This is a genomic window from Streptomyces sp. NPDC093071, assembly GCF_044754545.1.
Lineage (GTDB): Bacteria > Actinomycetota > Actinomycetes > Streptomycetales > Streptomycetaceae > Streptomyces.
The window spans coordinates 13,114-37,856 of the sequence record NZ_JBIVPH010000007.1 but is presented as its reverse complement, the minus strand read 5'-3'; the positions used below and the strand labels follow the sequence as shown (position 1 = coordinate 37,856).

Here is a 24,743-nt window from a genome sequence, read left to right as displayed (position 1 = left end):
GAGGGGTAGGCCTACCCCGGCACCTTGCTATACGTTCCGTCTAACAAGCTTGCTAGACGGGACGTCTAACAAGCTCCGCGTCGATCGCGACCCAAGGAGCCGCACCATGGCAAGCAGCACCGTTCGCCCGGACAGCCACGACGGAGCCGAGGACGAGAACCTCTCGGACGCGGACGTCGCCGAGCGGCTGCTCCGGTCCGCTGCCAAGCTCTCGTACGACCCCGCCGCCGAGGTGGACTGGGACACCCCCCTCGACAAGGACTTCCACGGCCAGAGCCCCGAGTGGAACAGCCTCTACGGCACGGCCTACTGGAACGAGATGACCGAGGAGCAGCGCAAGGAGCTGACCCGGCAGGAGGCCGCCTCGGTCGCCAGCACCGGCATCTGGTTCGAGATGATCCTCCAGCAGATGGTGCTGCGGGACATGTACGCGAAGGACCCCACCGACCCCCGCTTCCAGTGGGCCCTGACCGAGATCGCGGACGAGTGCCGCCACTCGATCATGTTCGGCCGCGGCTCCGCGAAGCTCGGCGCCCCCGCCTACCGGCCGCGCCGCGCGGTGCTAGAACTGGGCCGCGCCTTCAAGACCGTGGGCTTCGGCGAAGCCGCGTACGCCGCGATCCTCGTCGCCGAGGAGGTCCTCGACGTCATGCAGCGCGACTGGATGCGCGACGAGCGGGTCGCCCCCTTCGTGCGCACCATCAGCAACATCCACGTGGTCGAGGAGTCCCGGCACATGAAGTTCGCCCGGGACGAGACGCGCCGCCGCCTCGCGCGGGCGAGCACGGCCCGCCGCCACTTCCACGCCCTGGTCGTCGCCATCGCCTCGTACTACATCGTCACCAGCATGGTCAGCCCCGACGTGTACGCGCAGGCCGGACTCGACCCGGAGCGGGCGCGCCGCGAGGCCGCGGCCAACGAGCACTACAAGTCCCAGCTGCGCTCCAGTTGCGCCGGGCTCATGGAGTTCCTCGCCTCGGCCCGGCTGCTCACCCGGCCCGCGCTCCTCATCTACAAGCGCGCCAGCCTGATCTGACCCCGCGTCCGCACCTCGCGCCCGCTCCCCGGGCCCCGCACCCGAACCGAGTCGACGACATGACCTACGCGATCACCCAGACCTGCTGCAACGACGCGACCTGCGTCGCCGTCTGCCCGGTCAACTGCATCCACCCGGCGCCCGGGGAACCGGACTTCGGCACCACGGAGATGCTGTACATCGACCCCAGGAGCTGCATCGACTGCGGCGCCTGCGCCGACGCCTGCCCGGTCGACGCGATCTTCCCGGCGGACCGCCTCACCGGGCGGCTGCGGGAGTACGAGGCGATCAACGCGGAGTACTACGCGGACCGTGAGCCCGGCCCGGCCGTGGCCTCGCCCAACTTCCACCCCTGGGACGAGCCCTCCTTCCCGCGCTCGCTCCCGTCCGACTTCGCCCCGCTGCGGATCGCGGTCGTCGGCACGGGACCGGCCGGCATGTACGCCGCCGAGGACCTGCTCCTGCACACCAACGCCGAGGTGACGCTGATCGACCGGCTGCCGGTGGCCGGCGGACTCGTCCGGTACGGGGTGGCGCCCGACCACCCGGCGACCAAGGGCGCCGGGGAGACCTTCGCCCGCTTCCACTCCCACCCCCGGGTCCGGATGCGGCTCGGCGTGGAGATCGGCCGGGACGTCACCGCCGAGGAGCTGGCCGACCACCACGACGCGGTGATCTACGCGGTGGGCGCGCCCGCCGACCGGCGGCTCGGCATCCCCGGCGAGGACCTGCCGGGGAGCGTCTCCGCGACCTCCGTCGTCTCCTGGTACAACGCACACCCGGAGACCGGCGCGGACGCCGTCCCGCTCTCCGCCGAGCGGGTCGTCGTGGTCGGCAACAGCAACGTGGCGCTCGACGTGGCCCGCGTCCTCGTCATGGACCCGGCCGACCTCGCGGGCACGGACATCGCCGACCACGCCCTCGCCGCCCTGAGCGGCACCCGGGTCCGCGAGGTGGTGCTGCTCGGCCGCCGGGGTCCCGAGCACGCCGCGTACACCTCCTCCGAACTCCTCGCCCTCAAGCACCTCCCGGGTGTGGACCTGGTCGTCGACGACCGGGACCCGCGCACCGGCGCCGCGATCGGCGCGGCAGCGGCCGGGGAGAAGGCGGCGCTGCTCCGGGACGTGGCCCGGGAGGCGGTGGACTGGACGCGGTCGCCCGCGCCGGACCGGCGCCGGATCGTGCTGCGCTTCCACTCCGCGCCGGTCGAGGCGCTCGGCACCGACGCGGTGCGGGCGGTCCGGGTGACCGAGGACGGGTCGGAGTCCGGTACGGAGATCGGGGCGGGGCTGCTCGTCCGGGCCGTCGGCTACCGGGGCGTGGCGCTGCCGGGCCTGCCGTTCGACGAGGCGACGGGCACCGTGCCGCACGAGGGCGGGCGGATCAGCGGTCTGGCGGGCGGCTATGTCGTGGGCTGGATCAAGCGCGGGCCCTCCGGCGGCATCGGGGCCAACCGGGCGTGCGCGGAGGAGACGGTCGGGACGCTGCTCGCGGACGCGGTCGCGGGGGCGCTGCCGAAGCCGACGGGCACGTCGGCGGAGTTCCGCAGGCTGGCCAGGAGCCGCAGCAAGGGGCTCGTGGACGCGCGCGGTCTCGCGGCCATCGACCGGACCGAGCGGGCGCGGGGCCGGGACGCGGGCCGCCCCCGGGTCAAGCTCGCCACGGTGCCGGAGCTGGTCGCGGCGGCGCGGGGCAGCCGCTGGCGCCGGCCGGTCTGATCCGAGCGACGGAACGAAAGAAGGCTCTACGAGTACGAGTACGAGTACGGGTACGGGTACGGGGTCCGGCCCGGGACGGCGGGCCGGTGGGCGCCCCGGTGGCACGGGGGTGTGCCGGGGCGGTCCGTCAGGCCGCGAGGTCCAGGGTCTGGCGGATCACGATCGCGTTCAGCCGCACCGCGAAGGGCACGACGTCCGTCAGGTCGAGCGCGACGGCCTCCGCCTTCGGCAGCTCGACGGTCACGTCCACGCAGAAGGCCAGGGCGTACATGTGCTCCCCGGTCTCCTCGTCCTGGAGGGCGAAGAACAGGTCCCGGTAGAAGCGGGTGCGCTCCCCGGTCTCCTCGTAGAAGGAGAGCCCGGGCTGCCCCTCCTGGGCGGCGAGGCCGGTGAAGGCCGCGACGAGCTCCCGCTCGACGGTGGCCCAGAAGCCGGCGTCCGCGCACTCGGGCGGGAGCGCCTGCCGGACGGCCTCCTTGAGGGAGAGGACCATGACCAGGACGGGGGCATGCTCCTGGAGCCCCCAGCCCCTGACCATCCGCACCACGCTGCTGTCCGGGACGGCGGCGGCCGCCTCCCGTATCGCCTCGAAGTCGAAGTTGACGGTCGCCGGGGCGATCGCCTCCTGGAACACCCGGTCGATGGACCGGGCCTGGGCGAGGTGGTCGGGGCCCACCTCGACGACGGTCCTGAAACTGGCGGCCAAAGCTCCTCCTGTGGGAATCCGTGCGATCTCTGCGATCTCGGTGATCTCGGTGATCAGGAGGGGTCAGTATGCCGAGCGGGCCCCGGCCGGGCGGGGCGTGTCCGGCGTACGGACGCGCCGGCCCGGGCGGGGCTCAGGACCTGCGGCGCGGCTTCCCGCTCCGGCCGCCGCGCGCGGAGCCCCCGGTGCCGCCCTTGCGGGCCGCGGGCCGTCCGGAGGTGCGGGAACCGGCCCCGGGCTTGCCGGACTTGGCCGGCTTCCCGGACTTGGCGGGCTTCTGCTCCTTCTGGCCCTTGCGCTCCTCGGCGCGGCGGCCCCGGGTGCTGTTCACCGTCCGGCCGCGCACGATGCCGATGAACTCCTCCACCAGGTCGGGGGCCTCGTCGGCGGCCGGCCACGACAGGGCGACGCGGGACTGCGGGACGCCGTCGAGCGTCCGGTAGGTGAGGTCCTTGCGGTGGTGCAGCCGGGCGAGCGACTGGGGGACGGCGAGCAGGCCGACCCCGGCCGCGACGAGTTCGATCGCGTCGGCGGTGGTCGCCGGGCGCTCGAACGCCGGACGGCCCGGCGGGCGCTCCCAGCCGAGGGTGTCGTCGAGGGGGTGCAGCACGAGCTCGTCGGCGAGGTCCTCCGCCGACACCTCCTCGACCTCCGCGAACAGGTGGTCCTTGGGGATCACGACGACCGTCGTCTCCGTGTAGAGCGGGATCGCGCTGAGGTCGTCCCCGTCGACGGGCAGCCGGACGAGGCCCGCGTCCGCCGCACCCTCCCGGAGCGCGCCGAAGGCCTCGGCCGGGGTCACGGCGTGGAGGGCGAGCGGTACGTCGGGCAGGCGCTCGTTCCAGATCCGCACCCACTTCGAGGGGGTCACGCCCGGCACGTAGGCGAGCCGGAAGGAGGGCGGGTCCGCGGAGGGATCCGGGGAGGGGGCCGAGGGGGAAGCGTCCGAGCCTGTCACCCCGCCAGGTTACGGCAGCCGCCGTGGTCGGAGTCCGTCCACATGCTCGATACCCTGGTCGCATGACGTCGCACCAGAACACCCAGACGATGAAGCCCGCGACCGCGGCGAAGAAGCTGGGTGTGTACCTCGAGGCCACCCCCGCGGAGTTCCAGGAGGGTGTCGTCTCGCGCACCGAGCTGAACGAGCTCCAGGCGAACCCGCCCGCCTGGCTCCAGGAGCTCCGGAAGAACGGCCCGCACCCCCGCCCGGTGGTCGCGTCGAAGCTGGGCGTCTCCATCGCCGGTCTCGCGCGCGGCGGCATCACCGAGCCCCTCACCACGGAGCAGATCGACGCGCTCAAGCAGGAGTCCCCGGAGTGGCTCCAGAAGGAGCGGGCCACCCAGGCGGAGGTCCGCAAGGAGACCGCCCGCATCAAGGAGCGCGACGCGGAGCGGGCGCGCCGCGCGCAGGAGGCCTGACCCCTCCCCCGCGTCCGCCCTTTCCCTCCCTCGCGCCCGTCCTTTCCCCGCTCGTATTTTTCCTCCTCCGGCCCGGTCACGACCGGGCCGGACCGGTGTGGCGCGGGGGCCGGTGAGGGAGTCATCCCCTCATGAGTGACACGAACCCCGCGCACCGGCCGCCGGTCGTCGTCGGCGTGGACGGGTCCGAGCACGGCCTGCGGGCCCTGGAATGGGCCCTGAGCGCCGCGGAGGGCACCCGCTCTCCGCTGGTCGTGGCCCACGTCCGCCCCGAGGGCCTCCAGCTCGGCGCCGCCCGCGTCGAGTCCCAGGGCGTGGTCCCGGAGCTTCCCGACACCGTGCTGAACGGCGTGGCGGCCGGGATGGAGCGGCGCGACCCCCGCGTCCCCGTGCGGTACGAGTCCCTCGACGGGTCCGTGACCGACGCCCTGGCGGCGGTCGCCCGGGGCGCCCGTCTCCTGGTGACCGGCTCCCGGGGCCGCGGCGGCTTCGCGAGCCTGCTGCTCGGCTCGACCAGCCGCACCCTGGCCGCGAGCTCGCCCTGTCCGCTCGTCGTCGTCCCCCACGAGGCCCGTACGGCCGTCCCGGAGGGCGGGGCGGGCCGGGTGCTCCTGGGCCTGCATCCGGAGGAGACCCCGGACGAGGTGCCGGCCTTCGCCTTCGAGGAGGCGCACCACCGGGGCGTGCCCCTGGAGGCCGTGACCGCCTTCCGGCTGCCCCCGCCGCAGGGCGCCCTGCTCGCCGTGCCGTCCCCGGCGCTCCAGGTGCCGCCCCCGCTGCCCCTCGCGGACGACGCCGAGGAGCTCGTACGGGGAGCGGAGCGGGAGCAGGAGGAGCGCCTGCGGCCCTTCGCCGCGCGGTGGCCGGACGTGGAGCTGCGCCCGGTGGTGGTGCCGGGGGACGCGGCGGGACGCCTGGTGGAGGGCTCGCGGGACGCGGGCCTGGTGGTCGTGGGGCGGCACCACCGGCACCACTTCGGCTCGCTGCTCGTCGGGTCCGTCGCCCACGCCGTGCTGCACGAGGCCCACTGCCCGGTGGCGGTGGTCCCCCCGGCATCCGCCGGGTGAGGCGGGACTGGTAGAAGAAGGGCCATGACCACCTCCGAGCACGCCGCCGCGGCCCTGCGCAACGTCCAGCCTCCCCCCGCCCACGCCTCCCTCGGGGCGGGGATCGTCGTGACCGACGGCTCCGGCCGGGTCCTCCTCGGCCTGCACCGCTCCGGGGTGTGGGAGCTGCCGGGCGGCAAGGTCGAGCCGGGCGAGTCCGTGGAGGCCGCGGCGGTCCGCGAGCTGGCCGAGGAGACCGCGCTCGTCGTGGACGCGGCCGACGTGGAGGTCCTCGGGCTGATCCTGGACTCGGTCACCTCCGTGCACCTGACCCGGATGACCGTGGCCACGGCGGTGGGCGTCTTCGGCGGGACGCCGGCCGTGACCGAGCCCGACAAGATCGAGCGCTGGGAGTGGACGGACCCGGACCGGCTGCCGGAGGCGCTGTTCCTGCCGTCGGCCCAGGTGCTGCGCATGTGGCGGCCCGGCCTGCCGATCCCGGACGGTCCGTTCCACCGGTACGCGATGGGCCGGCTGCCGGGCTGACGCACGGCCCGGCGGCCCGGTGCCGTCCCCGTCGCCGCGCGGGGTGCGACCGCCGTGGCTAGCGTGGCTGGGAGGAAGCACCCCCCGTCGACCGGAGGAGAGTCACCGCCATGGCCGCACGACCCGAGGGCACGCCGATCTGGACCGACGCGATGTTCACCGACGCCGAGGGCGCCAAGACGTTCTACGACGACGTGCTCGGCTGGAGCTTCGCCGAGGCCTCCACGGAGTTCGGCGACTACACCCAGGCCTACAAGAACGGGAAGGCGGTCGCGGCCGTCGTCCCGCCGATGCCGGGGCAGGACACCCCGCCGCAGTCGGCCTGGTGTCTCTACTTCTCCTCGCCGGACGCCGCCGCCACGGCGGAGCGGATCCGGACCGCGGGCGGCACCGTCCTGATGGAGCCGATGCGGATCGGGGACTCCGGGACGATGTGCCTCGCGCGGGACCCGGCGGGCGTCGTGTTCGGCGTCTGGCAGCCGGGCGCGCACCAGGGCTTCGAGCTGGAGGGCGAGACCGGCTCGTACGCCTGGGCGGAGGTTTTCACCCGGGAGCCGGAGAAGTCCGACGCCTTCTTCACGTCCGTCTTCGGCTACGGCTCGAAGAGGATGAAGGACGAGGAGGTCGACTACAAGGTCTTCGACCTGGGGGACGAGCCGGTCCTCGGGCGGATGACGATGACCGACGACTTCCCGCCGGAGGTCCCCTCGTACATCCAGGTCTACTTCGCCGTCGACAACTGCGACAAGGCCGTCGAGGCGGCGGAGCGGCTCTCCGGACGGAAGGTCTTCGGGCCGATGGACAGCCCGTTCGGCCGGTTCGCGGCGATCCTGGACCCGCAGGGGGCCGCCTTCGCCGTGATCGACATGAGGACCACGGTGGGCGAGATGCCCGAGATGGAGTGAGCCGCCCCGCGCCCGGGGGTCACGGCTTGAGGCCGGAGACCACGTCGGCGGTGGCGGCGACGCCCTCGTGGATGGTGGGCGCCATGCTGGTCCCGGCGAGGAAGAAGCCGAGCAGGGCGCAGACCAGCGCGTGCGAGAGCTTCAGACCGCCGTTCCGCAGGAAGATCACGGCCAGGATCAGCAGGAGCAGCACCACAGAAATGGAAACGGCCATCGCCTTCACGTCCCTCCGACGCCGCACCGGAATTGCGGCTTTCGGCGGACAGTGTGGCGGAATGCGCGCTCCGTCCGGGCGTATGGCGGGGCGGCCATCCGGGTGAGATCCCGCCGGGCGGGTCAGCGCGGGCGGCCGAGGGCTTCCGCGATCCCGGGGCGGCGCACGGCGTCGAGCTCCGGATCGGCGAGCAGGGCGGCCACGAGCGCGGCGGGGCCGAAGACCAGGGTGGCGCTCAGGTCCCAGTCGGTGAGCACGAGCCAGTCGCCGTCCGCCGCCCACCAGGTGGCCGGGAAACGGTGGTCCGATACGGCCCCGGGGCCGTTGCAGGCGTCGTGGTGGGCGAGGGCGTCCCCGAGCCGTCCGCGCCGGGCCACGAGGGTCCCGGCCCCGCCGGGAAGGCCCTCCACGGGTGCCTGCGCGGCGCCGCAGGGCGTGTCGGGCCCCTGCGGGCCGTGCCGTACGAGGTGGCCGACGAGCCGGGCGAGGCAGGCGCGGTCCATCTCGGCCGGGTCGGGGCCCTCCAGCTCGGCGGCCCCTTCCACGCCTTCGAAGACGAGGTGCGAGGGGGGTCCGGGCCAGTCGGCGAGGCGCCGCCCGGACCGGGCGAGGACGTCGTCCCAGCGGAGCCGTACCGGACCGTCGTGGATCGTGTGGAGGAGCCAGCAGTGGTCCTCGTACCCGCTCGTGGGCTCGTATCCGCAGGGGGCCTCGGCGAGGGCGGCGCGCAGTCCGTCGAGGGGGTCGTCGTCGGGGACCGGGGGCCACGGGACGGTCACGGGCGCTTCCCTGCGGGCAGGCAGTCCGCCCACTCGACCGTGCGGTCGCACCAGCGGTTCAGGAGGACGCGGTCGTGGCCGACGGCGAGGAGGCCCGCGCCGGTCTCCGCGCGGTAGGACTCGACGGCGGCGACCAGGGCGGCCGTGGTGGAGGCGTCGAGCATGGCGGTCATCTCGTCGCAGATCAGCCAGCGGGGGCGCAGGGTCAGGGCGCGGGCGAGGCAGGCGCGCTGGAGCTGTCCGTCGCTGACCTCGTGGGGGCGGCGGACGAGCAGGTCGGGGGTGAGGCCGACGGCCGGGGCCAGCTCGGCGAGGCGTTCGGGGGCCTCGGCGCGGCGGCCGGTGGCGCGCAGCGGTTCGACCACGAGGTCCGCGAGGGTGAGCCGGGGGTCGGCGGCGGTGCGGGGCTGCTGGAAGACGACGCCGACGGCGGTGCGCAGCGCGCGCGGGGCGCGGTGGCGCCAGGTCCGCACCTCGGAGCCGTCCAGGACGAGCCGGCCCGCGTCGGGGCGGTGGAGGAGGGCGGCGACCCGGGCGAGGGTGGACTTGCCGCAGCCGCTGGGGCCGAGGAGGCCGACGGAGGCGCCGGGGGCGACGGTGAGGGAGGCGCCCCGGAAGACGGGGGCGCGGCGGTCGTAGCCGGCGGTGACGGCGTCGAGTTCAAGCACGGGGGTGCTCCGGGTGGTGGCAGGCCACCCCGGCCGTGGGCTCGGGGCGGGTGGCGCAGAGGTCGGTGGCGCGCGGACAGCGCGGGGCGAAGGCGCAGCCGCCGGGCAGGTCGGTGAGTTCCGGGGGCATTCCGGGGATCGGGGCGAAGGCCCGGTCGGGGAGGGCGTCGAGCAGGCCCCGGGCGTAGGGGTGACGGGGGCCGACGGGGCCGAAGAAGCGGTGGGCGGGGGCGATCTCGACGATCCGGCCCGCGTACATGACGGCGACGCGGTCCGCGATCCGCTCGGCGGCGGCCAGGTCGTGGGTGATGAGGAGCAGGGCGCGGCCGTCGTCGGCGTGGCGGCGCAGTTCGTCGACGGTGCGGTCGACGAGGTCGCGGTCGAGGCCGGTGGTGGGTTCGTCGGCGAGCAGCAGCCGGGCGTCGCCGATGAGGGCGAGGGCGGTGGCGGCGCGCTGGGCGAGGCCGCCGGAGAGCTCGTGCGGGTGGCGGTCGAGGTGGTCGGCGGGGAAGGCGGTCCGCCCGGCCGCCTCCTCGGCGGCTCCGCGCCGGGCGCGGCGTGCGGTGCCGGTGAGGGCCCGTACGGTCTCCTCCAGGTGGGACCGTACGGTGCGGACGGGGGTGAGGTGGGCGGCGGGGCTCTGCGGTACGAGACCGACGCGGCGGCCCCGTACGGTGCGGGCGAGGGTCTTCTCGTCGGCGGCGAGCAGGTCGACGGCGTCCGTGCCGTCGGGGCCCGCGAGCAGGGCCGTGCCGGAGGTCTCGGCGTTGCCCGGGAGCAGGCCGAGGAGGGCGGAGGCGAGGACGGACTTGCCGCAGCCGCTCTCGCCGACGAGGGCGAGGCACTCCCCCGCCGCGAGGTCGAAGTCGGCCTCGCCGACGGCGTCGACGGTGCGGCCGCCGCGCAGCCGGAAGCGGACGGTGAGGCCCCGGACGCTGAGGACGGCGTCCTCGGCCCGCTCGGCGGTGACGGCGTCGAGCGCGCGCAGGAGCTTGTCCCCGGGGGCCCGGGAGGCGTTCGGGGCGGTCACAGCATCAGCTCCGATCGGCGGCGCGGGTTGAGCCGGTCGCGCCACACGCCCGCGAGCCCGGCGATGGCGAGGGTCGGCACGATGAGGAGGAGGCCGGGGAAGAGGGTGGGCCACCAGTACCCGGCGAGGAGCGAGGAGCGGGCGTTCTGCACCAGGTTGCCGAGGCTGGCCTGGTGGCTGGGGAGGCCGAGGCCGAGGAAGGACAGCGCGGACTCGTGCCACATGGCGTGCGGGACCATCAGGACGGCGGCGAGTCCGGCCTGCGGCAGGACGGCGGGCAGCAGGTGCCGGACGGCGACGCGCCACCGGCCGGCGCCGCCGGAGACGGCGGCGTCCACGAAGGGCCGGGTGCGCAGCGAGAGGACCTCGGAGCGCACGATCCGGGCGGTGGAGAGCCAGTGGGTGACGGCCACGGAGACGATGACGGGCCAGACGCCGGGCCGGAAGAGGGCGACGACGAAGATGCCGAGGAGCAGGTGCGGCACGGAGGAGAAGGCGTCGACGAGCCGCATGAGGGTGCGGTCGGCCCAGCCGCCGAGCGCGCCGGCGGCGGCTCCGACGGTGGTGCCGATGACGGTGGCGACGAGGGCGGCGACGAGGCCGACGAGGAGCGAGACCCGCAGGCCGTAGACGCAGCGCAGGAGGAGGTCGCGGCCGAGGTCGTCGGTGCCGAAGGGGTGGTCCCAGGACGGCGGGAGGAGCTTGCGGGAGAGGTCGACGGCCTGTTCGTCGAACTGGACGAGCGGCGGGACGAGCAGCACGGCGAGGAGGACGGCGCCGACGGTGACGGCGGAGGTCCAGAACCGGATCCGGTGGGTGCGCGGGTCAGCCATCGAAGCCCACCCTCGGGTCGGCCAGGCCGTACAGCAGGTCGGAGAGGAGGTTGCCGAGGAGGACGGCGGCGGTGGCGAGGACGGTGAGCGCGGCGAGCAGCGGGAAGTCCACGGAGGTGGCGGCCGTGACGGTGGCGGCGGCGATGCCGGGCCAGCTGAAGACGGTCTCCACGAGCAGGGCGCCGGTGATCAGCTCGGGGACGCGGGAGCCGACGAGGGTGAGCATGGGGAGCATTCCGGAGCGGAGGGCGTGGCCGGTGAGGACGGTCCGCTCGCGCAGGCCGCGGGCGCGGGCGCCGCGCACGGGGTCCTCGTCGAGGGCGTCGCCGACGCCCTGGCGGACGTACAGGAAGAACCACGGCAGCTGGGAGACGCCGAGGACGAGGGCGGGCAGCACGAGGTGGCGGGCGACCTGGTCGAAGGTGACGGTGTCGCTCGCGGTGTCGGTGAGGCCGCCGGCGGGCAGGACGCCCAGTTTCAGGGCGAAGAACCAGATGGCGAGGAGGCCGAGCCAGAAGGCGGGGGCGGCTTCCAGGGTGTACGCGGCAGAGCTGACGGCCCGGTCGAGGAGGCCGCCGCGGCGGCGTCCGGCGAGGACGCCGAGGAGGGTGCCGAGCGCGATGGCCACGGCGAAGGCGGTGGCGGCGAGCAGGACGGACCAGCCGAGGCGTTCGGTGATGACCTCGGCGACGGGCCGGCGCATGACGGCGGAGTCGCCGAAGTCTCCGGTGAGGGCGGCGGTGAGCCAGTCCCACCAGCGGGTGAGGAGGGGCCGGTCGACGCCGAGGTTGGCGCGGAGCTGGTCGAGGTTCTCCTGCGAGGCGGTGAGTCCGGCGGTGCCGGCGTAGGCCTTGACGGGATCGAACGGGGAGGCCTCGGCGACGGCGAACACCGCGAGGGTGACGCCGAGGAGGACGGGGACGGCGGCCAGGGCGCGCCGTCCCGTCATCCGCGCCATGGCCCCCCAGGGGAGGCGGCGCTTCACTTCTGCGCCGCTCCGGCGCCCTTGGGCTTCCAGCTCTCGACGTTCCACCAGGGGCCGGCGGCGAGGCCGTGGTCGTGCGGCTCGGTCTGGGTGCTCGGGCCGTCCCAGGAGTCGTTCACGACGTAGAGGTGGTCGATGTGGGTGAGGAAGGTGTAGCCGGGGTTCTTCACCAGTTCGCGCTGGACGGTGTCGTACGCGGCGTGCCGCTTGGCGGGGTCGTTGGTGCGGCGGCCGTCCTCCAGGGCCTGGTCGACGGTCTTGTTGTCGTACCAGGCCATGTTGTTGAAGCCGTCGCCGCCGAGGGAGGACTTCAGGAGGAGGTACTGGTCGAAGTCGGGGTCGCCGGGCGAGCCGCCGCCGGCGAGGACCGCGTCGGTCTTCATCCGGGGCTCGATGACCTCCCAGGTGCCGGCCTGGGTGGTGATGTCGATGCCGGCCTTCTTGGCGTCGGAGGCGTAGGCGAGGGCGTGGTCCTGGCGGAGCTTGTCGCCGGAGAGGTACCAGAGCGGGAAGGCGGCGCGGACGCCGTCCTTGACGCGGACGCCGTCGGGGCCGGGCTTCCAGCCGGCCTCGTCGAGGATCTTCCGCGCCCCGGCGAGGTCGTGGCGGCGCTCGGTGCCCTTGGTGAACCAGGGGCTGTCGGTGGGGACGGGCCCGTAGGCGGGCTTTCCGGCGCCTTCGAGGATCTTGTCGACCATGGCCTCGCGGTCGACGGCGAGGTCGAGGGCGCGGCGGACGGCGGTGTCGCCGGTCACCCCGTTGTGGGTGGGGAGGGTGACCGTGCGGTAGTCGTAGGTCTTCGCCACCCAGGTCTTCTTGCCCTTGTCGGTCGTGAAGCCGGCGGCGAGGTTGGGCGGCAGGATGGCGCCGTCGAGGTCGCCCGCGCGCAGCCGGGTGGCGCGGACGTCGTCGTCCTTGATGATCGCCATGGTGAACTTCTTCACCGCCGGGGCGCCGTTCCAGTAGGCGGGGTTGGCCTGGAAGGTGAGCTTCTCGCCCTTGGACCAGCCGGTGAGGACGTACGGTCCGGTGCCGATCGGCTTGGTGGTGAAGGAGCCGGTGTTGACGTCCTGCTTCGCGGCGACGTGCTCGGGGGCGATGGCGTGGACTGTGCGCTCGGCGAAGGGCGCGTAGGGGTACTTGAGCCGGAAGACGACGGTGTCGTCGCCGACCGCCTCGACGCTCTTGAGAGCGTCGAGTTCGGTGCGGGAGGGGTTGTTCGTCTTCGGGTCGAGGATCGTCCGGTACGTGAAGACGACGTCCTTCGCGGTGAAGGGGGCGCCGTCGCTGAAGGCCACGTTGTCGCGGAGGTTGTAGGTGTAGGTGAGGCCGCCGTCGCTGACTTGGGGCAGTTCGCGGGCGAGGGCGGGCTTCAGCTTCATGTCGGCGTCGAAGGCGAGGAGGCCGTCGAATATCTTCGAGTTGCCGTCCTTGCCGTAGCCGAGGAGGGGGCTGAGGCTGTCGGGCTCGTAGGCGATGCCGACGACCGCGGAATCCTTGGGCCCGCCGGTGCCGTCGGCGGTGGAGCCGGGGTTCGTGCAGGCCGCGGCGGTGAGGGCGAGGGAACCCGCCAGTACCGTGGCCGCCGCGTTGCGGATGGATCGGGCGGTCATCGTGTCCGTACCCCTTTTGAAGATCAACTGTTTTTGCCAACAGCTTGCAATTAAACAGTATGTATAAGGGGTACGGACAGACGGCCCCTTACACGGGTGCCGGGAGGTCCGCCAGGGCGGCGATCGCGTCCTGGTGGCGGCCCGCCGGGCCGAACGCGATCTGGTCGGCCTTGGCCCGCTTCAGGGCCAGGTGGGCGGGGTGCTCCCAGGTCATTCCGATCCCGCCGTGCAGCTGGACGCACTCCTCGGCGGCGCGGACCGCGACCCCGGAGCAGTACGCCTGGGCGACGGCCGCGGTGAGCGGGGCGTCCGGGGCGCCCTGGGCGAGGGCGTCGGCGGCGGCGCGGGCGACCGCCCTGGCCCCGACGACGTCCAGCCAGAGCCGGGCCATGCGGTGCTTCAGGGCCTGGAAGGAGCCGACGGGACGGTTGAACTGGTGGCGCTCGCGGGTGTACCGGACGGTGTCCTCCAGGCACCGCTCGGCCAGGCCGAGCTGCTCGGAGGCGAGCAGTCCGGCGCCCGCGAGGAGGCCGCGGCGGACGGCCGCGCGGGCCGCGTCCGGGCCGGCGAGCCGGGTGCCGGTGCCGGGTTCCGCGGTGACCCGGGCGAGCGGGCGGGTGAGGTCGAGCGGGGTCCGCGGCTCGATCGTCGCCTCGCCCGCCGGTACGGCGTACAGGCCGTCGGCGCGCGGGACGAGGAGGACGTCGGCGGCGGTGGCGTCGGCGACGGCGGGCACGGCCGGGCCGTGCGGCGGCTCCGCGTCCGGCGCCGTCGACAGGGGCACGGCGAGGACCGCGACCGTGCCGCCGCCCGCGACGGCGGCGAGCAGTCCGGCCGCCGGGGCGCTCTCTGCCGCGAGGGCGAGCAGGGTCTCGGCGGCGACCACCGCGCTCGTGAGGTAGGGCAGCGGGGTGACCGCGCGGCCCAGCTCCTCCAGGACGACGGCGGCCTCGCGGTGGCTCGCGCCCTGGCCGCCGAACTCCTCGGGGACCAGGAGTCCGGCGGCGCCGATGTCGGCGGCGAGGGACTTCCAGAGGCCGGGGACGTAGGGGGTGTCCGTCTCGATCCGGTCGAGGAGGACCGTGTGGCCGGCCCGGTCGGCGAGCAGGGCGCGGACGGCCGCCCGCAGGTCGTCCTCGGTGTCGGAGTAGAGGAGGTCCAGTCGGTCCGTCATCGCGCGAGATCCTTCCAGGGGACGTCCTTGTCGTTGCGGGGCTCGGAGGGCAGGCCGAGGACCCGCTCGGCGACGATGTTGAGGAGCACCTCGCTGGTGCCGCCCTCGATCGAGTTGCCCTTGGAGCGCAGATAGCGGTAGCCGGCGTCGCGGCCGGTGAAGTCGACCAGTTCGGGGCGGGTCATGGCCCACTCCCCGTACAGCAGGCCCTCGTCGCCGAGGAGTTCGACCTCCAGGCCGCTGAGGGCCTGGTTGAGCCGGGCGAAGCCGAGCTTCATGGCGCTGCCCTCGGGGCCGGGCTGGCCCGCGACGAGCTGCTGGCGGAGGCGTTCGCCGGTGAGCCGGGCGACCTCGGCGTCGACCCAGAGGCCGAGGAGGCGCCGGTGCAGGTCGTGGGTGCGCAGCTCGGGGCGCTCGCGCCAGGTGGCGGCGACCTTCCCGATCATCCCGCCCTCGCGGGGGATCCGGGCGCCGCCGATGGAGACCCGCTCGTTCATCAGGGTGGTCTGGGCGACCCGCCAGCCGTCGCCGGCCTCGCCGAGGCGGTGGGCGTCGGGGATGCGGACGCCGGTGAGGAAGACCTCGTTGAACTCGGCCTCCCCGGTGATCTGGCGCAGCGGCCGGACCTCCACGCCGGGGTCGGTCATGTCGCAGACGAAGTAGGTGATGCCCCGGTGCTTGGGGGCGTCCGGGTCGGTGCGGGCGATGAGGATGGCCCAGCGGGCGAGGTGGGCGCTGGAGGTCCACACCTTCTGCCCGTCGACCACCCAGTGGTCGCCGTCCCGGACGGCCCGGGTGCCGAGGGCGGCGAGGTCGGAGCCCGCGCCTGGCTCGCTGAAGAGCTGGCACCACACCTCTTCCCCGACCCACAGCGGCTTCAGGAAGCGGCGCTTGACCTCGTCGGAGCCGTACGCGAGGAGGGTGGGGGCGGCCATGCCGAGGCCGATGCCGATCCGGCGCGGGTCGTTGTCGGGGGCGCCCGCGGCGGCGAGTTCGGCGTCGACGACCGCCTGGAGGGCGCGGGGCGCGTCGAGGCCGCCGAGGCCCGCGGGGTAGTGGACCCAGGCGAGTCCGGCGTCGAAGCGGGCGCGCAGGAAGTCGGTGCGGTCGGTGGTGGCGGGCGGGTGGTCGGCGAGGAGCTTCCGGGTGAGCGCCCGGAGCGCGTCGGCGTCGACCGTCCCCAGGGTCGTGCGGGTCACGCCTCGGCTCCTTCCGGGAGGACGACCAGGCGGCCGGTGGTGGTGCCGTCGGCGACGCGCCGGACGGCGTCGGCCGCGCCCGCGAAGGGGACGCGCTCCGCGACGAGCGGTTTGATCAGGCCCTTGGCGGCGTAGGCGGTGAGGGTCTCGTGGCAGCGGCCGATCGAGGCGGGGTCCTTCGCCGCGTACAGGCCCCAGTGGAGGCCGAGGACCGAGTAGTTCTTGACCAGGGCGTGGTTGAGGGCGGGCGTGGGGACGGTGCCGCTGGCGAAGCCGACGACCACGATCCGGCCCTCGAAGGCGACGCACTTCGCGGACTGCCGGTAGGCGTCGCCGCCGACCGGGTCGTAGATCACGTCGGCGCCCCGGCCACCGGTCGCCTCCTTGACGGCGGCGACGACGTCCTCGGAGCGCCGGTCGATCACCAGGTCGCAGCCGAGGTCACGGGCGACGGCGGTCTTCTCGGGGCCGCCGACGACGCCGATGACGGTGGCGCCGGCCGCCTTGCCGAGCTGGACGGCCGCGCTGCCGACGCCGCCGGCCGCCGCGTGGACGAGGAGGGTCTCGCCCTCCTTCAGGGCGGCGCGGCGGTGCAGGCCGAACCAGCCGGTCTGGTAGCCGATGTGGAGCGCGGCGGCCTCGGCGTCGTCGAGGGCCTCGGGGGCCGGGAGCAGCCCGGCGGCGTCGGCCAGGGCGAGGTCGGCGAAGCCGCCGTGCGGGAGGGCGGTGGTGGCGATGACCCGGCGGCCGTCCTCGGTCTCGGCGCAGATCTCGACGCCGGGGGTGAAGGGCAGCGGAGGGCGGACCTGGTAGTGGCCGCGGCAGAGCAGCGCGTCGGGGAAGTTGACGTTCGCGGCGCGAACCTTCAGGAGGACCTGGCCCTCGCCGGGGACGGGCGGTTCCACCTCTTCGCGGCGCATCACCGCGTCGGGTTCGCCGTTCTCGTACACACGCCATGCCTGCATCCGGGAGCCTCCTCCGTACCGTGCGGTCGGTTGCATACTAAGCGGTCGCTTGCATCCGGGGAACAGGCCGGCCGGACTTCTCGGTGGCGGATCGGGGGACTCCCCGGGGGGGCGGATCGGCCCGACCCCCCGGACCCGGGTCAGCCCGACTCCCCGGACCCGGGTCGGCCCGACTTCCCGGACCCGGGTCGGCCCGACTTCCCGGGCCGGGCCCTGACGTGCATCCGCTCCCCCTGCGGCCCGAACAGGCTCAGGAACTCCACCGGTCCCTCGGCGGTCGGCCCGAACCAGTGCGGGACGCGCGTGTCGAACTCGGCCGCCTCCCCCGCCGTCAGGACGACCTCGCGCCCGCCGAGGTGGAGCCGGAGCCGGCCCGAGAGCACGTACAGCCACTCGTACCCCTCGTGCACCCGGGGCTCCGGGCATTCGTAGGGCTTCTCCTGGATCACCTTGTACGCCTGGAGGCCGCCGGGCTGCCGGGTCAGCGGGTACATCGTGCGCCCGTGCCGCACGATCGGCTTGGCCTTGACCCGGGGGTCGCCCACGGGCGGCGCGCCGACCAGTTCGTCGAGCGGGACCTGATGGGCGCGGGCGAGCGGCAGGAGCAGTTCGAGGCTGGGCCTGCGCTGCCCGGATTCGAGCCGGGAGAGGGTGCTCACGGAGATGCCGGTGGCGGCGGAGAGCTCGGCCAGGGTCGCCCCGCGGCTTCGGCGGACGCGGCGGAGGCGGGGGCCGACCTCGTTCAGGACGGCGTCGATGCGGTCGTCTTCGGTCATGGGCCCAGTGTTGCAGGAACGGCAAGTTACCTTGCTCGTACGGCAGGGTCGGAGCGAGCCTCGACCCCATGAACGCACACACGGAGCAGTACGAGGTGGTGGTCGTCGGCGGCGGCGCGGCCGGGCTCAGCGCGGCGCTGGTCCTAGGCAGGTCCCGGCGGCGGACCCTGGTGGTCGACGCGGGCGAGCCCCGCAACGCCCCCACGCCCCACATGCAGGGCGTCCTCTCCCGGGACGGCATGAGCCCCGCCGCGTACCTGGCGGCGGGCCGGGAGGAGATCGCCGCGTACGGGGTGGAGTGGCGGGCCGGCCGGGTGACGGGCGCGGCGCCGGACGGGCGGGACGGCTTCACCGTGACGCTCGCGGACGGGACGGAGGTCGGCGCGCGGCGGCTCGTGGTGACGACCGGGCTGGTCGACGAGCTGCCGGAGATCGACGGGGTGGCCGGGCGGTGGGGCCGGGACGTGCTGCACTGCCCGTACTGCCACGGCTGGGAGGTGCGCGACCGGGCGTTCGGGGTGATCGCCCACCCGGAGATGCCCGCGCACCAGGCGCTGATGGTCTCCCACTGGTCGTCGGACGTGACGCTCTTCCTGCACACCGCCGCCGGGCTCTCCGAGCGGGAGGCGGCGCTGCTCGACGCGGCCGGGGTGCAGGTCGTGACCGGCGAGGTCGCCGGGCTCGCGGTGGAGGACGACCGGCTGACCGGGGTCCGGCTCGCCGACGGGCGGTTCGTGCCGCGCGAGGTGGTCTTCGTCGGGGCGAACCGCCTCGCGGCCCGGGACGGGGTGCTGCGGCAGCTCGGCGCGAAGCTGGACGAGACGCCGTTCGGGGAGTTCGTCGCGGTGGACGCGACGGGCCGCACCAGCGTGCCCGGGGTGTGGGCGGCGGGGAACGTGACCGGCCCGCAGGAGCAGGTGGTCAACGCGGTGGGCCTGGGCTACCGGGCGGGCGTCGCGATCAACACCGAGCTGCTGTTCGGCGACCTGGAGGCGGCGGTGGAGGGCGGGGCGCCCGCCTGAGAGGGGCGGCCCCCCCGTCAGCGAGGGAACAACGCCAGCGAAGGAACAGCGTCAGCGGGGGAACAGCTCGAAGGTGACGGCGGGGCGGCCGCCGAAGCGGTCGGCCGCCTGCCCGGTCGTCTCGGCGAGGAAGGAGCGGACGTACTCCTCCGGGTCCTGGTCCGTCAGGGCCTCGATGTAGGTGCGGTGGCAGAGGAGCGAGCGGACCGCGCGCTCCAGGCCGGGACCCGCGTCGACGGCGTGGGTGGGGGTGCTGGAGGCGGCGACGGCGACCCAGCGGACGCCGTCCCACGGCTCCAGGCCCCGTTCCTCCAGCTCGGGGAAGATCCAGCGGTTCCCGGCGTCGGCGGCCGCGTCCAGGACGGCGCGGCCGACGGCCAGGTGGTCGGGGGTGTTCCACGGGGCGCCGGGGCCGCCGCCCCAGGTGTCGCGGTGGTTGAGGGTGACGACGAGTTCGGGGCGGTGGCGGCGGATCGCGGCCGCGATGTCGCGGCGCAGCCCGGTGCCGTACTCGACCACGCCGTCCCGGTGGTCGAGGAACTCGACGGCGTCCACGCCGACGACGGCGGCGCTGTCGCGCTGCTCGCGCTCGCGCAGCGGGCCGCAGACGTCCGGGGCGAGGGAGTCGATGCCGGCCTCGCCTCGGGTGGCGAGGACGTAGACGACCTCCTTCCCGGCGTCCGTCCAGCCGGCGACGGCGGCCGCGCAGCCGTACTCCAGGTCGTCCGGGTGGGCGACGACGGCGAGGGCGCGCCGCCAGTCGCCGGGCATCTCGGCGAGGTCGTTTCCGGTCATGACCGCAGGATACGGGCCGCCTCCGGGCCCGTCGGGCGGAACGCACCGGCGAGGATCACCGACCGCGAGACGTGCCGGGGCCGGTCGGGGTTGAGGCCGCGCCGGCCGGCGAGGGCGACCGCGAGCCGCTGGGCGCGGACGAGGGCGGCGACGGGGTCGATGGCGTCGGCGGCGAACAGCGCGCCGGTGGACTCGACTTCGTCGCGGAGGCCCGAGGGGGCGGGGCCGAGGCACCAGACGAGGCTGGAGCGGTCGCTGATGCTGATCGGGCCGTGGCGGTACTCCATCGCCGCGTACGACTCCGTCCAGGCGCGGGCCGCCTCGCGCAGTTTGAGGGCGGCGTCGTCGGCGAGCCCCACCGTCCAGCCGGTGCCGAGGAAGGTGAACTGGCCGCGCCGCTCCCAGGCGGCGGGCAGCCGCTCGTACAGGACGAGTTCGGCGTCCGCGATGGCCGGTCCGAGGTCCACGCCGAGTCCGGCGCGCAGGAGCTGGAGGGCGGTGGTGGCGAACCGGGTCTGGAGGACGGAGCGTTCGTCGGCGAAGCCGAGGTCGAGGACCCGGTCGGCGAGCCGCCCGGCGGGGCTGTCGGGGGCGCCGGTGAGGACGAGCGCGGGGACGCGCCCGGCGGCACGGGCCAGGAGGTCCACGACCTCGGTGGTGGTGCCGGAGCGGCTGAGGGCCACGATCCGGTCGTAGCCGCGCCCGAGCGGGGTCGCGTCCGAGGCGGGGAAGGCGTCGGTCTCCCCCGCGCCGAGGGACTCGCGCAGGGCCGCGTAGGCGCGGGCCATGAAGTACGAGGTCCCGCAGCCGACGACCGCGACGCGCTCGCCCCGGTCCGGCAGCAGCCCGGCGTACCGCACGGCGTCCTCCGCGGCCCGGCGCCAGCAGTCGGGCTGTCCGGCGATCTCCGCGCCGACGTGGGTGCTCATGTCCGGGTCCTCTCCTCGCGGGGGCCCTCGGGGCCTTGCCCCGAGTTCTACCGCCGCCCGCCGAAGACGCACCATGTGCAAGGGGGATCCACCGCTTGGACTTTTGCGCACGACCGGCGGCCGGTGCCGCTCCCGTCCGGTGCGCCCCCGCCGGGGCGGTGGACCGCACGGCGGGGGCGCGTCCGGTCGCGGGGCGGGCGGGTCAGGAGGTCGGGAAGTCGTCCGCCGTCCTGATGCGGTCCCGGACCCAGACGCCGGCGGGCTTGAGGGAACCGGTGCCGGTCCAGGGGCCGCCCTTGTCGCAGGTGCCGGTCTTGAAGACCGCGCCGCTGCGCTCGTCGTCGGAGAAGTTCCAGTTGACCCAGCTGATCTTCTTGGCGGCCATCAGGTCGAGGTACTTCTGCGTCATGGTGAAGTCGTTGGAGCCCTCGCCCGCGTAGTTCTGGGTGCCGAACTCGGTGACGAAGACGGGCAGCTTGTCGGCGGCGCGGGAGAGGGTCTTCAGGTACTCGTCCCGGTGCGAGTACGCGTAGAAGTGGAAGGTGTACATGATGTTGGCCGCGTTCACCGGCTGGGAGACGACCTCGGACTCGGTCGCGCCCTCCGAGACGCCGAACGAGGACCACGCGCGCGTGCCGACGAGGACCGGGGTCTCGGGGTCCTGGGCGCGGACGACGGGGATGAGCTGCTCGGCGTAGCTCTTGATCCGGGACCAGGACACGCCGCTGGGTTCGTTGGCGATCTCGTACAGCAGGTTGGTCTTGCTGTTGTGGCGCTTGGCGATCTCGGTGAAGAAGGTCTTGGCGCGGGAGAGGTTGTGGTGGGGGTCGCCCGGGTCGAGCATGTGCCAGTCGACGATCACGTACATGCCGCGCGCGGTGGCCTGTTCGATGAGCGAGTGGGCGAGGTCGGTGTACTTGCGCGGGTCGGTCTCGTAGCCGTCCTCCTGGACGTACGTGGAGACGCGCAGGACGTCGGCCTTCCAGTCGTTGGCGAGGGCGTCGAGCGAACCGCCCGTCAGACACTGGGCGTACCACTGGGTGCCGTGCGAGGACATGCCCCGGAGCTGGATCGGCTTGCCGTACCGGTTGCAGAGCTTGGTGCCGCAGACCTTGAGCTGTCCGTTGACGGCGGCCGGGGTGGTGGCGGCCGCCTTGGACGGAGCGGCGGGAGCGGGGGCGGGGGCGGCGTTCACGGCCGAGGGGGCGGCGGCGAGGCCGAGGAGCGGGGTGCCGAGGGCGGTGCCGGCGATGCCGAGGCGGCGTGCGCGGGGTCGTGCGGGTCGGGTGGTTCGTGCGGTTCGTGCGGACGTCATGGGGGTCTCCACGGAACGGCGAACGGGGTTTGAGACCCGGAGGGTTGACGCCTCCGGGACTGGAAGGAAACCTTCCTAACGGATGAATAGCAGGGCTCCGGACCGCCCCGCAAGGGTCACGACGGGAGACGCTGTTCAGCGGGCTGGAAGCGGGCCGGTCGGAGGAGCCCCGTGGCGTCAGTCCGCCAAGAGTCCCTTCCGCACCAGGTAGTCGCGCGCCACGTCCTCCGGGAGACGGCGCCAGCTGTCCACCTGTTCGTTGAGGTTCGCCAGGTCGGCGGTGGTCAGGACGGTGTTGAGCAGGTCGAGCGCGCGGACGACGTCCTCGTTCCCGGCCCGCGCCCGGTTGACCACGGGGACGACGAGGTCGGCGTTCTGGAGGCGTTTGTCGTCGGCGAGCAGCACGAGCCCGAAGTCGTCGAGGGTGGCGTCGGTGGTCGTGGTCAGGACCAGCTGGTCCCGGCCGCTCTGGACGGCCTGCTTCGCCTGGGTCGTACCGACGCCCTTGGGGTCGACGGCGGTCACGTCGATGCCGTACACCTCCCGCAGGCCGGGGGCGCAGTACGGCCGCCGGACGCATTCGTCACCGGCCGCGAGGCGGACGGGGAGGCCGGTGGCGCCGAGGTCGCTGAGGGTCTTCAGGCGGTGCTCGGCGGCGAAGGCGGCGGTGACGGCGAAGGCGTTCTGGTCGACGGCCCGGCCGGGGTCGAGGACGGTCAGGCCGCGCGGCCCGGCGAGGGCCCGGAGCGCCTTCATGGTGGCGGCCGGGTCGGGCGAGCCGACGGTCGGCGCGTCCGGCCCGTTGGCCTTGGCGTTCAGCCAGTCGGCGAAGGTGGCCGCGTACTCCGGCACGACGTCGATCTGCCCGTTCTCCAGGGCCGGTTCGTACAGCTCCCGGTTGGTGACGGTGAGGATCTTCGTGCGGTGTCCGGCGTCCTCGAGCAGCAGGGCGTACATCCGGGCGAGCAGGTCGCTCTCGGTGAATCCGGCCGAGCCGACGGTCAGCCGGCGGCCGTCGCCGGGCCGGCCGGTGACGGCGTCCCGGTCCTCCAGGGACGGGCCCGCCGCGCAGCCGGCGCAGAGCACGGCGAGGAGGCCGAGGGCGACGGACCGGGACGCCCTCACGCGCCGCTCCCCCGGGCCCCGGCGGGGATCAGCCGCCGGACGCCCTCGAAGACCCCCTCCACCAGGAGGGCGAGCGCCGCGACCAGGCAGGCCCCGGCGACGACCTGCGGGGTGGAGGCGAGGTTGAAGCCGGCGGTGATGATCCGGCCGAGCCCGCCGCCGCCCGCGAGCGCGGCCACGGTGGCGGTGGCGACGAGCTGGACGGCGGCGATCCGCACGCCGGTGAGGACCATCGGCAGCGCGAGGGGCAGTTCGACCCGGGCGAGGACCTGGCCGCCCGTCATGCCCGTGCCCCGGGCGGCCCGGACGACGTCGGGGTCGACGCCCCGCATCCCGACGTACGCGTTGGTGAGCAGCGGGGGCACGGCGAACAGGACGAGGGCGATGATCGTCGGCCACTCCCCGTACGGGCCGAGCGGGCTGAGCAGGAGCAGGACGAGGACGGCGAAGGTGGGGACGGCCCGGCCGGCGTTGGCGAGGTTCACGGCGAGTCCGCCGCCCTTGCCGAGGTGGCCGAGGACCAGGGCCGTCGGGAGGGCGATCGCGCAGCTCAGGGCGAGGCAGACGACGGTGAGGAAGACGTGCTCGCCGAGCCGGTGCCAGACGCCGTTCTCGCCGGACCAGTGGGCGGCGGTGGTGAGCCAGGACCAGGCGGCGGAGACGGTGTTCACGCGGACCGCGCCCGGGTCCAGGGGGTGAGCAGCCGCTGTACGCCGAGGAGGAGCAGGTCGGCGGCGACGGCGATGACCACGCAGAGGACGGAGGCGGTGAGGACCTGGGCCTTGAAGTAGGTGTTCATCCCGGCGTAGATGAGGTTGCCGAGCCCGCCGTGGCCGACGATCGCGCCGATGGTGACCAGGGAGACGGCGGAGACGGTGGCGAGGCGCAGCCCGGCCATCGCGGCGGGCAGGGCGAGGGGCAGTTCGACGGCGAGGAGGAGCCGCAGCGGCCCGTAGCCGAGGCCGCGCGCGGCCCGCCGGGTCTCCTCGGGGACGGCCCGGAGCCCGGCGAGGAGGTTCCGGACGAGGAGCGTGAGCGAGTACAGGACGAGACCGGCCACGACGAGGGCGGCGGAGAGTCCGTACAGGGGCAGGAGCAGCGAGAACATCGCGAGCGCCGGGATCGTGTAGAGGAGCGTGGTGATCCCGAGGACGGGGGCCGCGACCCAGCGCAGGCGGCGGGCGGCGATCGCCAGGGGCAGGGCGATCAGGAGGGCGAGGGCGACGGAGACGCCGGTCAGCTGGAGGTGCTGGACGACGGCGTCGGTGAGGATCTCCCTGCGGGAGGAGAGGTAGGCGCCGCAGATCCACTCGTTGCGGGCGAGGCAGTCGTCGGGCGGCGCGGTCACGCTCCCATTCGAGGCGGTACGGGTGCCCGGCGCACCCCGGCCGGGCCCGTTCGGGCCACGGGGCGGGGATCCGGCGCCGCCGCCGTCCGGGGCGGCGGCGGGGCGCGGGACCCGCCGGAGGGCCCCGTCCGGGGCGGCCGGGCGGTCAGGACTCCTGGAGGACGGACAGGACGTTGCCCGCCGGGTCCGTGAACCAGGCGACGGCCGGACCGCCCTCGCCGCGCACGATGCCCTTGTCGTCGGCGTCGAAGCCGGGGTAGCGCTCCAGGGCGATGCCCCGCCCCGTCAGCTCGTCGACGGTCCGCTCGATGTCGTCGACCTGGAAGTTGAGGATCGTGAAGGAGGCGGGGGCGTGGTCCTCCTTGGGGTAGACGAGGACGCGCGCGCCGCCCGCCAGGGTGAGGAGGAGCATCTCCATGCCCTCCGGTCCCGATTCCTCCACCTCCAGGCCGAGGGTCTCGCCGTAGAACCGCCGGGCGGCGTCGAGGTCGTCGACCGAGAAGCCGCTGAACGCCGAGGTCTCGCCGAACATGGCGCACTCCCTTCCGGAGTCCGTTCCGGGGGCCTCCGGCGAGGCCCCCTTCCAGGATCCGCCGT

Annotated in this window: 27 protein-coding genes; 7 read left to right on the top strand and 20 right to left on the bottom strand. The window is 74.4% G+C overall.

Annotated elements, in window-relative coordinates; translation table 11 throughout:
- The first annotated feature begins 106 nt into the window (after nt 1-106).
- Both ACIQD7_RS24695 and ACIQD7_RS24690 read left to right on the top strand, forming a co-directional pair.
- Nucleotides 107-1,036, top strand: a complete 930-nt coding sequence (locus ACIQD7_RS24695) for a diiron oxygenase (RefSeq protein WP_121830774.1) — start codon at nt 107-109, stop codon at nt 1,034-1,036.
- A 59-nt stretch (nt 1,037-1,095) separates the two neighbouring features.
- Nucleotides 1,096-2,754, top strand: a complete 1,659-nt coding sequence (locus ACIQD7_RS24690) for an FAD-dependent oxidoreductase (protein ID WP_402444277.1) — start codon at nt 1,096-1,098, stop codon at nt 2,752-2,754.
- 127 nt (nt 2,755-2,881) lie between these two features.
- Here the strand turns inward: ACIQD7_RS24690 and ACIQD7_RS24685 are convergent, their stop codons facing one another.
- Both ACIQD7_RS24685 and ACIQD7_RS24680 read right to left on the bottom strand, forming a co-directional pair.
- On the bottom strand, nt 2,882-3,460 hold the full coding sequence (locus ACIQD7_RS24685; RefSeq protein WP_383407429.1) for a Type-2Aa cytolytic delta-endotoxin: 579 nt from the start codon (nt 3,458-3,460) through the stop codon (nt 2,882-2,884).
- A gap of 133 nt (nt 3,461-3,593) precedes the next feature.
- A complete protein-coding gene (locus ACIQD7_RS24680) occupies nt 3,594-4,418 on the bottom strand; it encodes a LysR family substrate-binding domain-containing protein (protein ID WP_402444275.1) in 825 nt (274 codons plus the stop codon).
- A gap of 62 nt (nt 4,419-4,480) precedes the next feature.
- Between ACIQD7_RS24680 and ACIQD7_RS24675 the strand changes: the two genes are divergently transcribed.
- The 4 genes from ACIQD7_RS24675 (at nt 4,481) to ACIQD7_RS24660 (ending at nt 7,376) form a co-directional block, all read left to right on the top strand.
- Nucleotides 4,481-4,879, top strand: coding sequence for a DUF5997 family protein (locus ACIQD7_RS24675; RefSeq protein ID WP_121830771.1), 399 nt, complete (start codon nt 4,481-4,483; stop codon nt 4,877-4,879).
- Between the two features lie 131 nt (nt 4,880-5,010).
- Nucleotides 5,011-5,946: a universal stress protein gene (locus tag ACIQD7_RS24670; RefSeq protein ID WP_402444274.1), complete on the top strand. Its 936-nt coding sequence runs from the start codon at nt 5,011-5,013 to the stop codon at nt 5,944-5,946.
- A gap of 24 nt (nt 5,947-5,970) precedes the next feature.
- A complete protein-coding gene (locus ACIQD7_RS24665) occupies nt 5,971-6,471 on the top strand; it encodes an NUDIX hydrolase (RefSeq protein WP_402444272.1) in 501 nt (166 codons plus the stop codon).
- Between the two features lie 110 nt (nt 6,472-6,581).
- The gene (locus tag ACIQD7_RS24660) at nt 6,582-7,376 is read left to right on the top strand and encodes a VOC family protein (protein ID WP_121830768.1); all 795 of its coding nucleotides are present in this window, start codon (nt 6,582-6,584) and stop codon (nt 7,374-7,376) included.
- Nucleotides 7,377-7,395: 19 nt separating this feature from the next.
- Here ACIQD7_RS24660 and ACIQD7_RS24655 read toward each other — a convergent pair whose 3' ends face one another.
- From ACIQD7_RS24655 to ACIQD7_RS24605, 11 genes are all read right to left on the bottom strand, one after another.
- Nucleotides 7,396-7,590, bottom strand: coding sequence for a hypothetical protein (locus tag ACIQD7_RS24655; RefSeq protein WP_053644205.1), 195 nt, complete (start codon nt 7,588-7,590; stop codon nt 7,396-7,398).
- Between the two features lie 122 nt (nt 7,591-7,712).
- Nucleotides 7,713-8,369, bottom strand: coding sequence for a hypothetical protein (locus ACIQD7_RS24650; RefSeq protein ID WP_402444269.1), 657 nt, complete (start codon nt 8,367-8,369; stop codon nt 7,713-7,715).
- Complete coding sequence (locus tag ACIQD7_RS24645) at nt 8,366-9,037, bottom strand: ABC transporter ATP-binding protein (RefSeq protein ID WP_402444267.1); 672 nt, start codon at nt 9,035-9,037, stop codon at nt 8,366-8,368. Before ACIQD7_RS24645 ends, ACIQD7_RS24650 begins: the two co-directional genes overlap by 4 nt.
- Entirely contained in the window at nt 9,030-10,025 is a 996-nt protein-coding gene (locus ACIQD7_RS24640; RefSeq protein ID WP_121830781.1) for an ABC transporter ATP-binding protein, read from the bottom strand. Before ACIQD7_RS24640 ends, ACIQD7_RS24645 begins: the two co-directional genes overlap by 8 nt.
- Nucleotides 10,026-10,063: 38 nt before the next feature.
- Entirely contained in the window at nt 10,064-10,900 is an 837-nt protein-coding gene (locus tag ACIQD7_RS24635; RefSeq protein ID WP_402444265.1) for an ABC transporter permease, read from the bottom strand.
- Nucleotides 10,893-11,885 (bottom strand): ABC transporter permease, encoded by a 993-nt coding sequence (locus tag ACIQD7_RS24630; protein ID WP_121830764.1) that lies wholly within the window; start codon nt 11,883-11,885, stop codon nt 10,893-10,895. Before ACIQD7_RS24630 ends, ACIQD7_RS24635 begins: the two co-directional genes overlap by 8 nt.
- Complete coding sequence (locus ACIQD7_RS24625) at nt 11,882-13,498, bottom strand: ABC transporter substrate-binding protein (protein ID WP_402444263.1); 1,617 nt, start codon at nt 13,496-13,498, stop codon at nt 11,882-11,884. The genes ACIQD7_RS24630 and ACIQD7_RS24625 overlap by 4 nt, the downstream gene beginning before the upstream one ends.
- Nucleotides 13,499-13,586: 88 nt before the next feature.
- Nucleotides 13,587-14,672, bottom strand: a complete 1,086-nt coding sequence (locus ACIQD7_RS24620; protein WP_402444261.1) for an acyl-CoA dehydrogenase family protein — start codon at nt 14,670-14,672, stop codon at nt 13,587-13,589.
- Nucleotides 14,669-15,871, bottom strand: a complete 1,203-nt coding sequence (locus ACIQD7_RS24615) for an acyl-CoA dehydrogenase family protein (RefSeq protein WP_402444259.1) — start codon at nt 15,869-15,871, stop codon at nt 14,669-14,671. Before ACIQD7_RS24615 ends, ACIQD7_RS24620 begins: the two co-directional genes overlap by 4 nt.
- On the bottom strand, nt 15,868-16,836 hold the full coding sequence (locus ACIQD7_RS24610) for an NADPH:quinone oxidoreductase family protein (protein WP_402444257.1): 969 nt from the start codon (nt 16,834-16,836) through the stop codon (nt 15,868-15,870). Before ACIQD7_RS24610 ends, ACIQD7_RS24615 begins: the two co-directional genes overlap by 4 nt.
- Nucleotides 16,837-16,976: 140 nt before the next feature.
- Entirely contained in the window at nt 16,977-17,612 is a 636-nt protein-coding gene (locus ACIQD7_RS24605) for a helix-turn-helix domain-containing protein (protein ID WP_402444256.1), read from the bottom strand.
- Nucleotides 17,613-17,680: 68 nt separating this feature from the next.
- Between ACIQD7_RS24605 and ACIQD7_RS24600 the strand changes: the two genes are divergently transcribed.
- Nucleotides 17,681-18,634: an NAD(P)/FAD-dependent oxidoreductase gene (locus ACIQD7_RS24600; protein ID WP_402444254.1), complete on the top strand. Its 954-nt coding sequence runs from the start codon at nt 17,681-17,683 to the stop codon at nt 18,632-18,634.
- Nucleotides 18,635-18,685: 51 nt separating this feature from the next.
- On the opposite strand, the gene ACIQD7_RS24595 is transcribed toward ACIQD7_RS24600, so the two are convergent.
- From ACIQD7_RS24595 to ACIQD7_RS24565, 7 genes are all read right to left on the bottom strand, one after another.
- Nucleotides 18,686-19,429, bottom strand: coding sequence for a PIG-L deacetylase family protein (locus tag ACIQD7_RS24595; protein ID WP_121830757.1), 744 nt, complete (start codon nt 19,427-19,429; stop codon nt 18,686-18,688).
- Entirely contained in the window at nt 19,426-20,358 is a 933-nt protein-coding gene (locus ACIQD7_RS24590; RefSeq protein ID WP_402444252.1) for an SIS domain-containing protein, read from the bottom strand. Before ACIQD7_RS24590 ends, ACIQD7_RS24595 begins: the two co-directional genes overlap by 4 nt.
- A gap of 202 nt (nt 20,359-20,560) precedes the next feature.
- Nucleotides 20,561-21,673, bottom strand: coding sequence for a glycoside hydrolase family 5 protein (locus ACIQD7_RS24585; RefSeq protein ID WP_402444250.1), 1,113 nt, complete (start codon nt 21,671-21,673; stop codon nt 20,561-20,563).
- A 177-nt stretch (nt 21,674-21,850) separates the two neighbouring features.
- Nucleotides 21,851-22,798 (bottom strand): ABC transporter substrate-binding protein, encoded by a 948-nt coding sequence (locus ACIQD7_RS24580; RefSeq protein ID WP_121830754.1) that lies wholly within the window; start codon nt 22,796-22,798, stop codon nt 21,851-21,853.
- Complete coding sequence (locus ACIQD7_RS24575; RefSeq protein ID WP_402444248.1) at nt 22,795-23,469, bottom strand: ABC transporter permease; 675 nt, start codon at nt 23,467-23,469, stop codon at nt 22,795-22,797. Before ACIQD7_RS24575 ends, ACIQD7_RS24580 begins: the two co-directional genes overlap by 4 nt.
- Complete coding sequence (locus ACIQD7_RS24570; RefSeq protein ID WP_402444246.1) at nt 23,466-24,146, bottom strand: ABC transporter permease; 681 nt, start codon at nt 24,144-24,146, stop codon at nt 23,466-23,468. Before ACIQD7_RS24570 ends, ACIQD7_RS24575 begins: the two co-directional genes overlap by 4 nt.
- A gap of 145 nt (nt 24,147-24,291) precedes the next feature.
- Nucleotides 24,292-24,678, bottom strand: a complete 387-nt coding sequence (locus ACIQD7_RS24565) for a VOC family protein (RefSeq protein ID WP_402444244.1) — start codon at nt 24,676-24,678, stop codon at nt 24,292-24,294.
- Nucleotides 24,679-24,743 lie beyond the last annotated feature (65 nt).

What these genes read in the sequence shown, in the direction of transcription:
- ACIQD7_RS24610 (WP_402444257.1), bottom strand. Translation starts at nt 16,836, where the DNA reads ATGCAGGCATGGCGTGTGTACGAGAACGGCGAACCCGACGCGGTGATG.
- ACIQD7_RS24595 (WP_121830757.1), bottom strand. Translation starts at nt 19,429, where the DNA reads ATGACCGGAAACGACCTCGCCGAGATGCCCGGCGACTGGCGGCGCGCC.
- ACIQD7_RS24605 (WP_402444256.1), bottom strand. Translation starts at nt 17,612, where the DNA reads ATGACCGAAGACGACCGCATCGACGCCGTCCTGAACGAGGTCGGCCCC.
- ACIQD7_RS24620 (WP_402444261.1), bottom strand. Translation starts at nt 14,672, where the DNA reads ATGACGGACCGACTGGACCTCCTCTACTCCGACACCGAGGACGACCTG.
- ACIQD7_RS24660 (WP_121830768.1), top strand. Translation starts at nt 6,582, where the DNA reads ATGGCCGCACGACCCGAGGGCACGCCGATCTGGACCGACGCGATGTTC.
- ACIQD7_RS24665 (WP_402444272.1), top strand. Translation starts at nt 5,971, where the DNA reads ATGACCACCTCCGAGCACGCCGCCGCGGCCCTGCGCAACGTCCAGCCT.
- ACIQD7_RS24690 (WP_402444277.1), top strand. Translation starts at nt 1,096, where the DNA reads ATGACCTACGCGATCACCCAGACCTGCTGCAACGACGCGACCTGCGTC.
- ACIQD7_RS24600 (WP_402444254.1), top strand. Translation starts at nt 17,681, where the DNA reads ATGAACGCACACACGGAGCAGTACGAGGTGGTGGTCGTCGGCGGCGGC.
- ACIQD7_RS24585 (WP_402444250.1), bottom strand. Translation starts at nt 21,673, where the DNA reads ATGACGTCCGCACGAACCGCACGAACCACCCGACCCGCACGACCCCGC.
- ACIQD7_RS24675 (WP_121830771.1), top strand. Translation starts at nt 4,481, where the DNA reads ATGACGTCGCACCAGAACACCCAGACGATGAAGCCCGCGACCGCGGCG.
- ACIQD7_RS24590 (WP_402444252.1), bottom strand. Translation starts at nt 20,358, where the DNA reads ATGAGCACCCACGTCGGCGCGGAGATCGCCGGACAGCCCGACTGCTGG.
- ACIQD7_RS24565 (WP_402444244.1), bottom strand. Translation starts at nt 24,678, where the DNA reads ATGTTCGGCGAGACCTCGGCGTTCAGCGGCTTCTCGGTCGACGACCTC.
- ACIQD7_RS24695 (WP_121830774.1), top strand. Translation starts at nt 107, where the DNA reads ATGGCAAGCAGCACCGTTCGCCCGGACAGCCACGACGGAGCCGAGGAC.
- ACIQD7_RS24655 (WP_053644205.1), bottom strand. Translation starts at nt 7,590, where the DNA reads ATGGCCGTTTCCATTTCTGTGGTGCTGCTCCTGCTGATCCTGGCCGTG.
- ACIQD7_RS24625 (WP_402444263.1), bottom strand. Translation starts at nt 13,498, where the DNA reads ATGACCGCCCGATCCATCCGCAACGCGGCGGCCACGGTACTGGCGGGT.
- ACIQD7_RS24635 (WP_402444265.1), bottom strand. Translation starts at nt 10,900, where the DNA reads ATGGCTGACCCGCGCACCCACCGGATCCGGTTCTGGACCTCCGCCGTC.
- ACIQD7_RS24670 (WP_402444274.1), top strand. Translation starts at nt 5,011, where the DNA reads ATGAGTGACACGAACCCCGCGCACCGGCCGCCGGTCGTCGTCGGCGTG.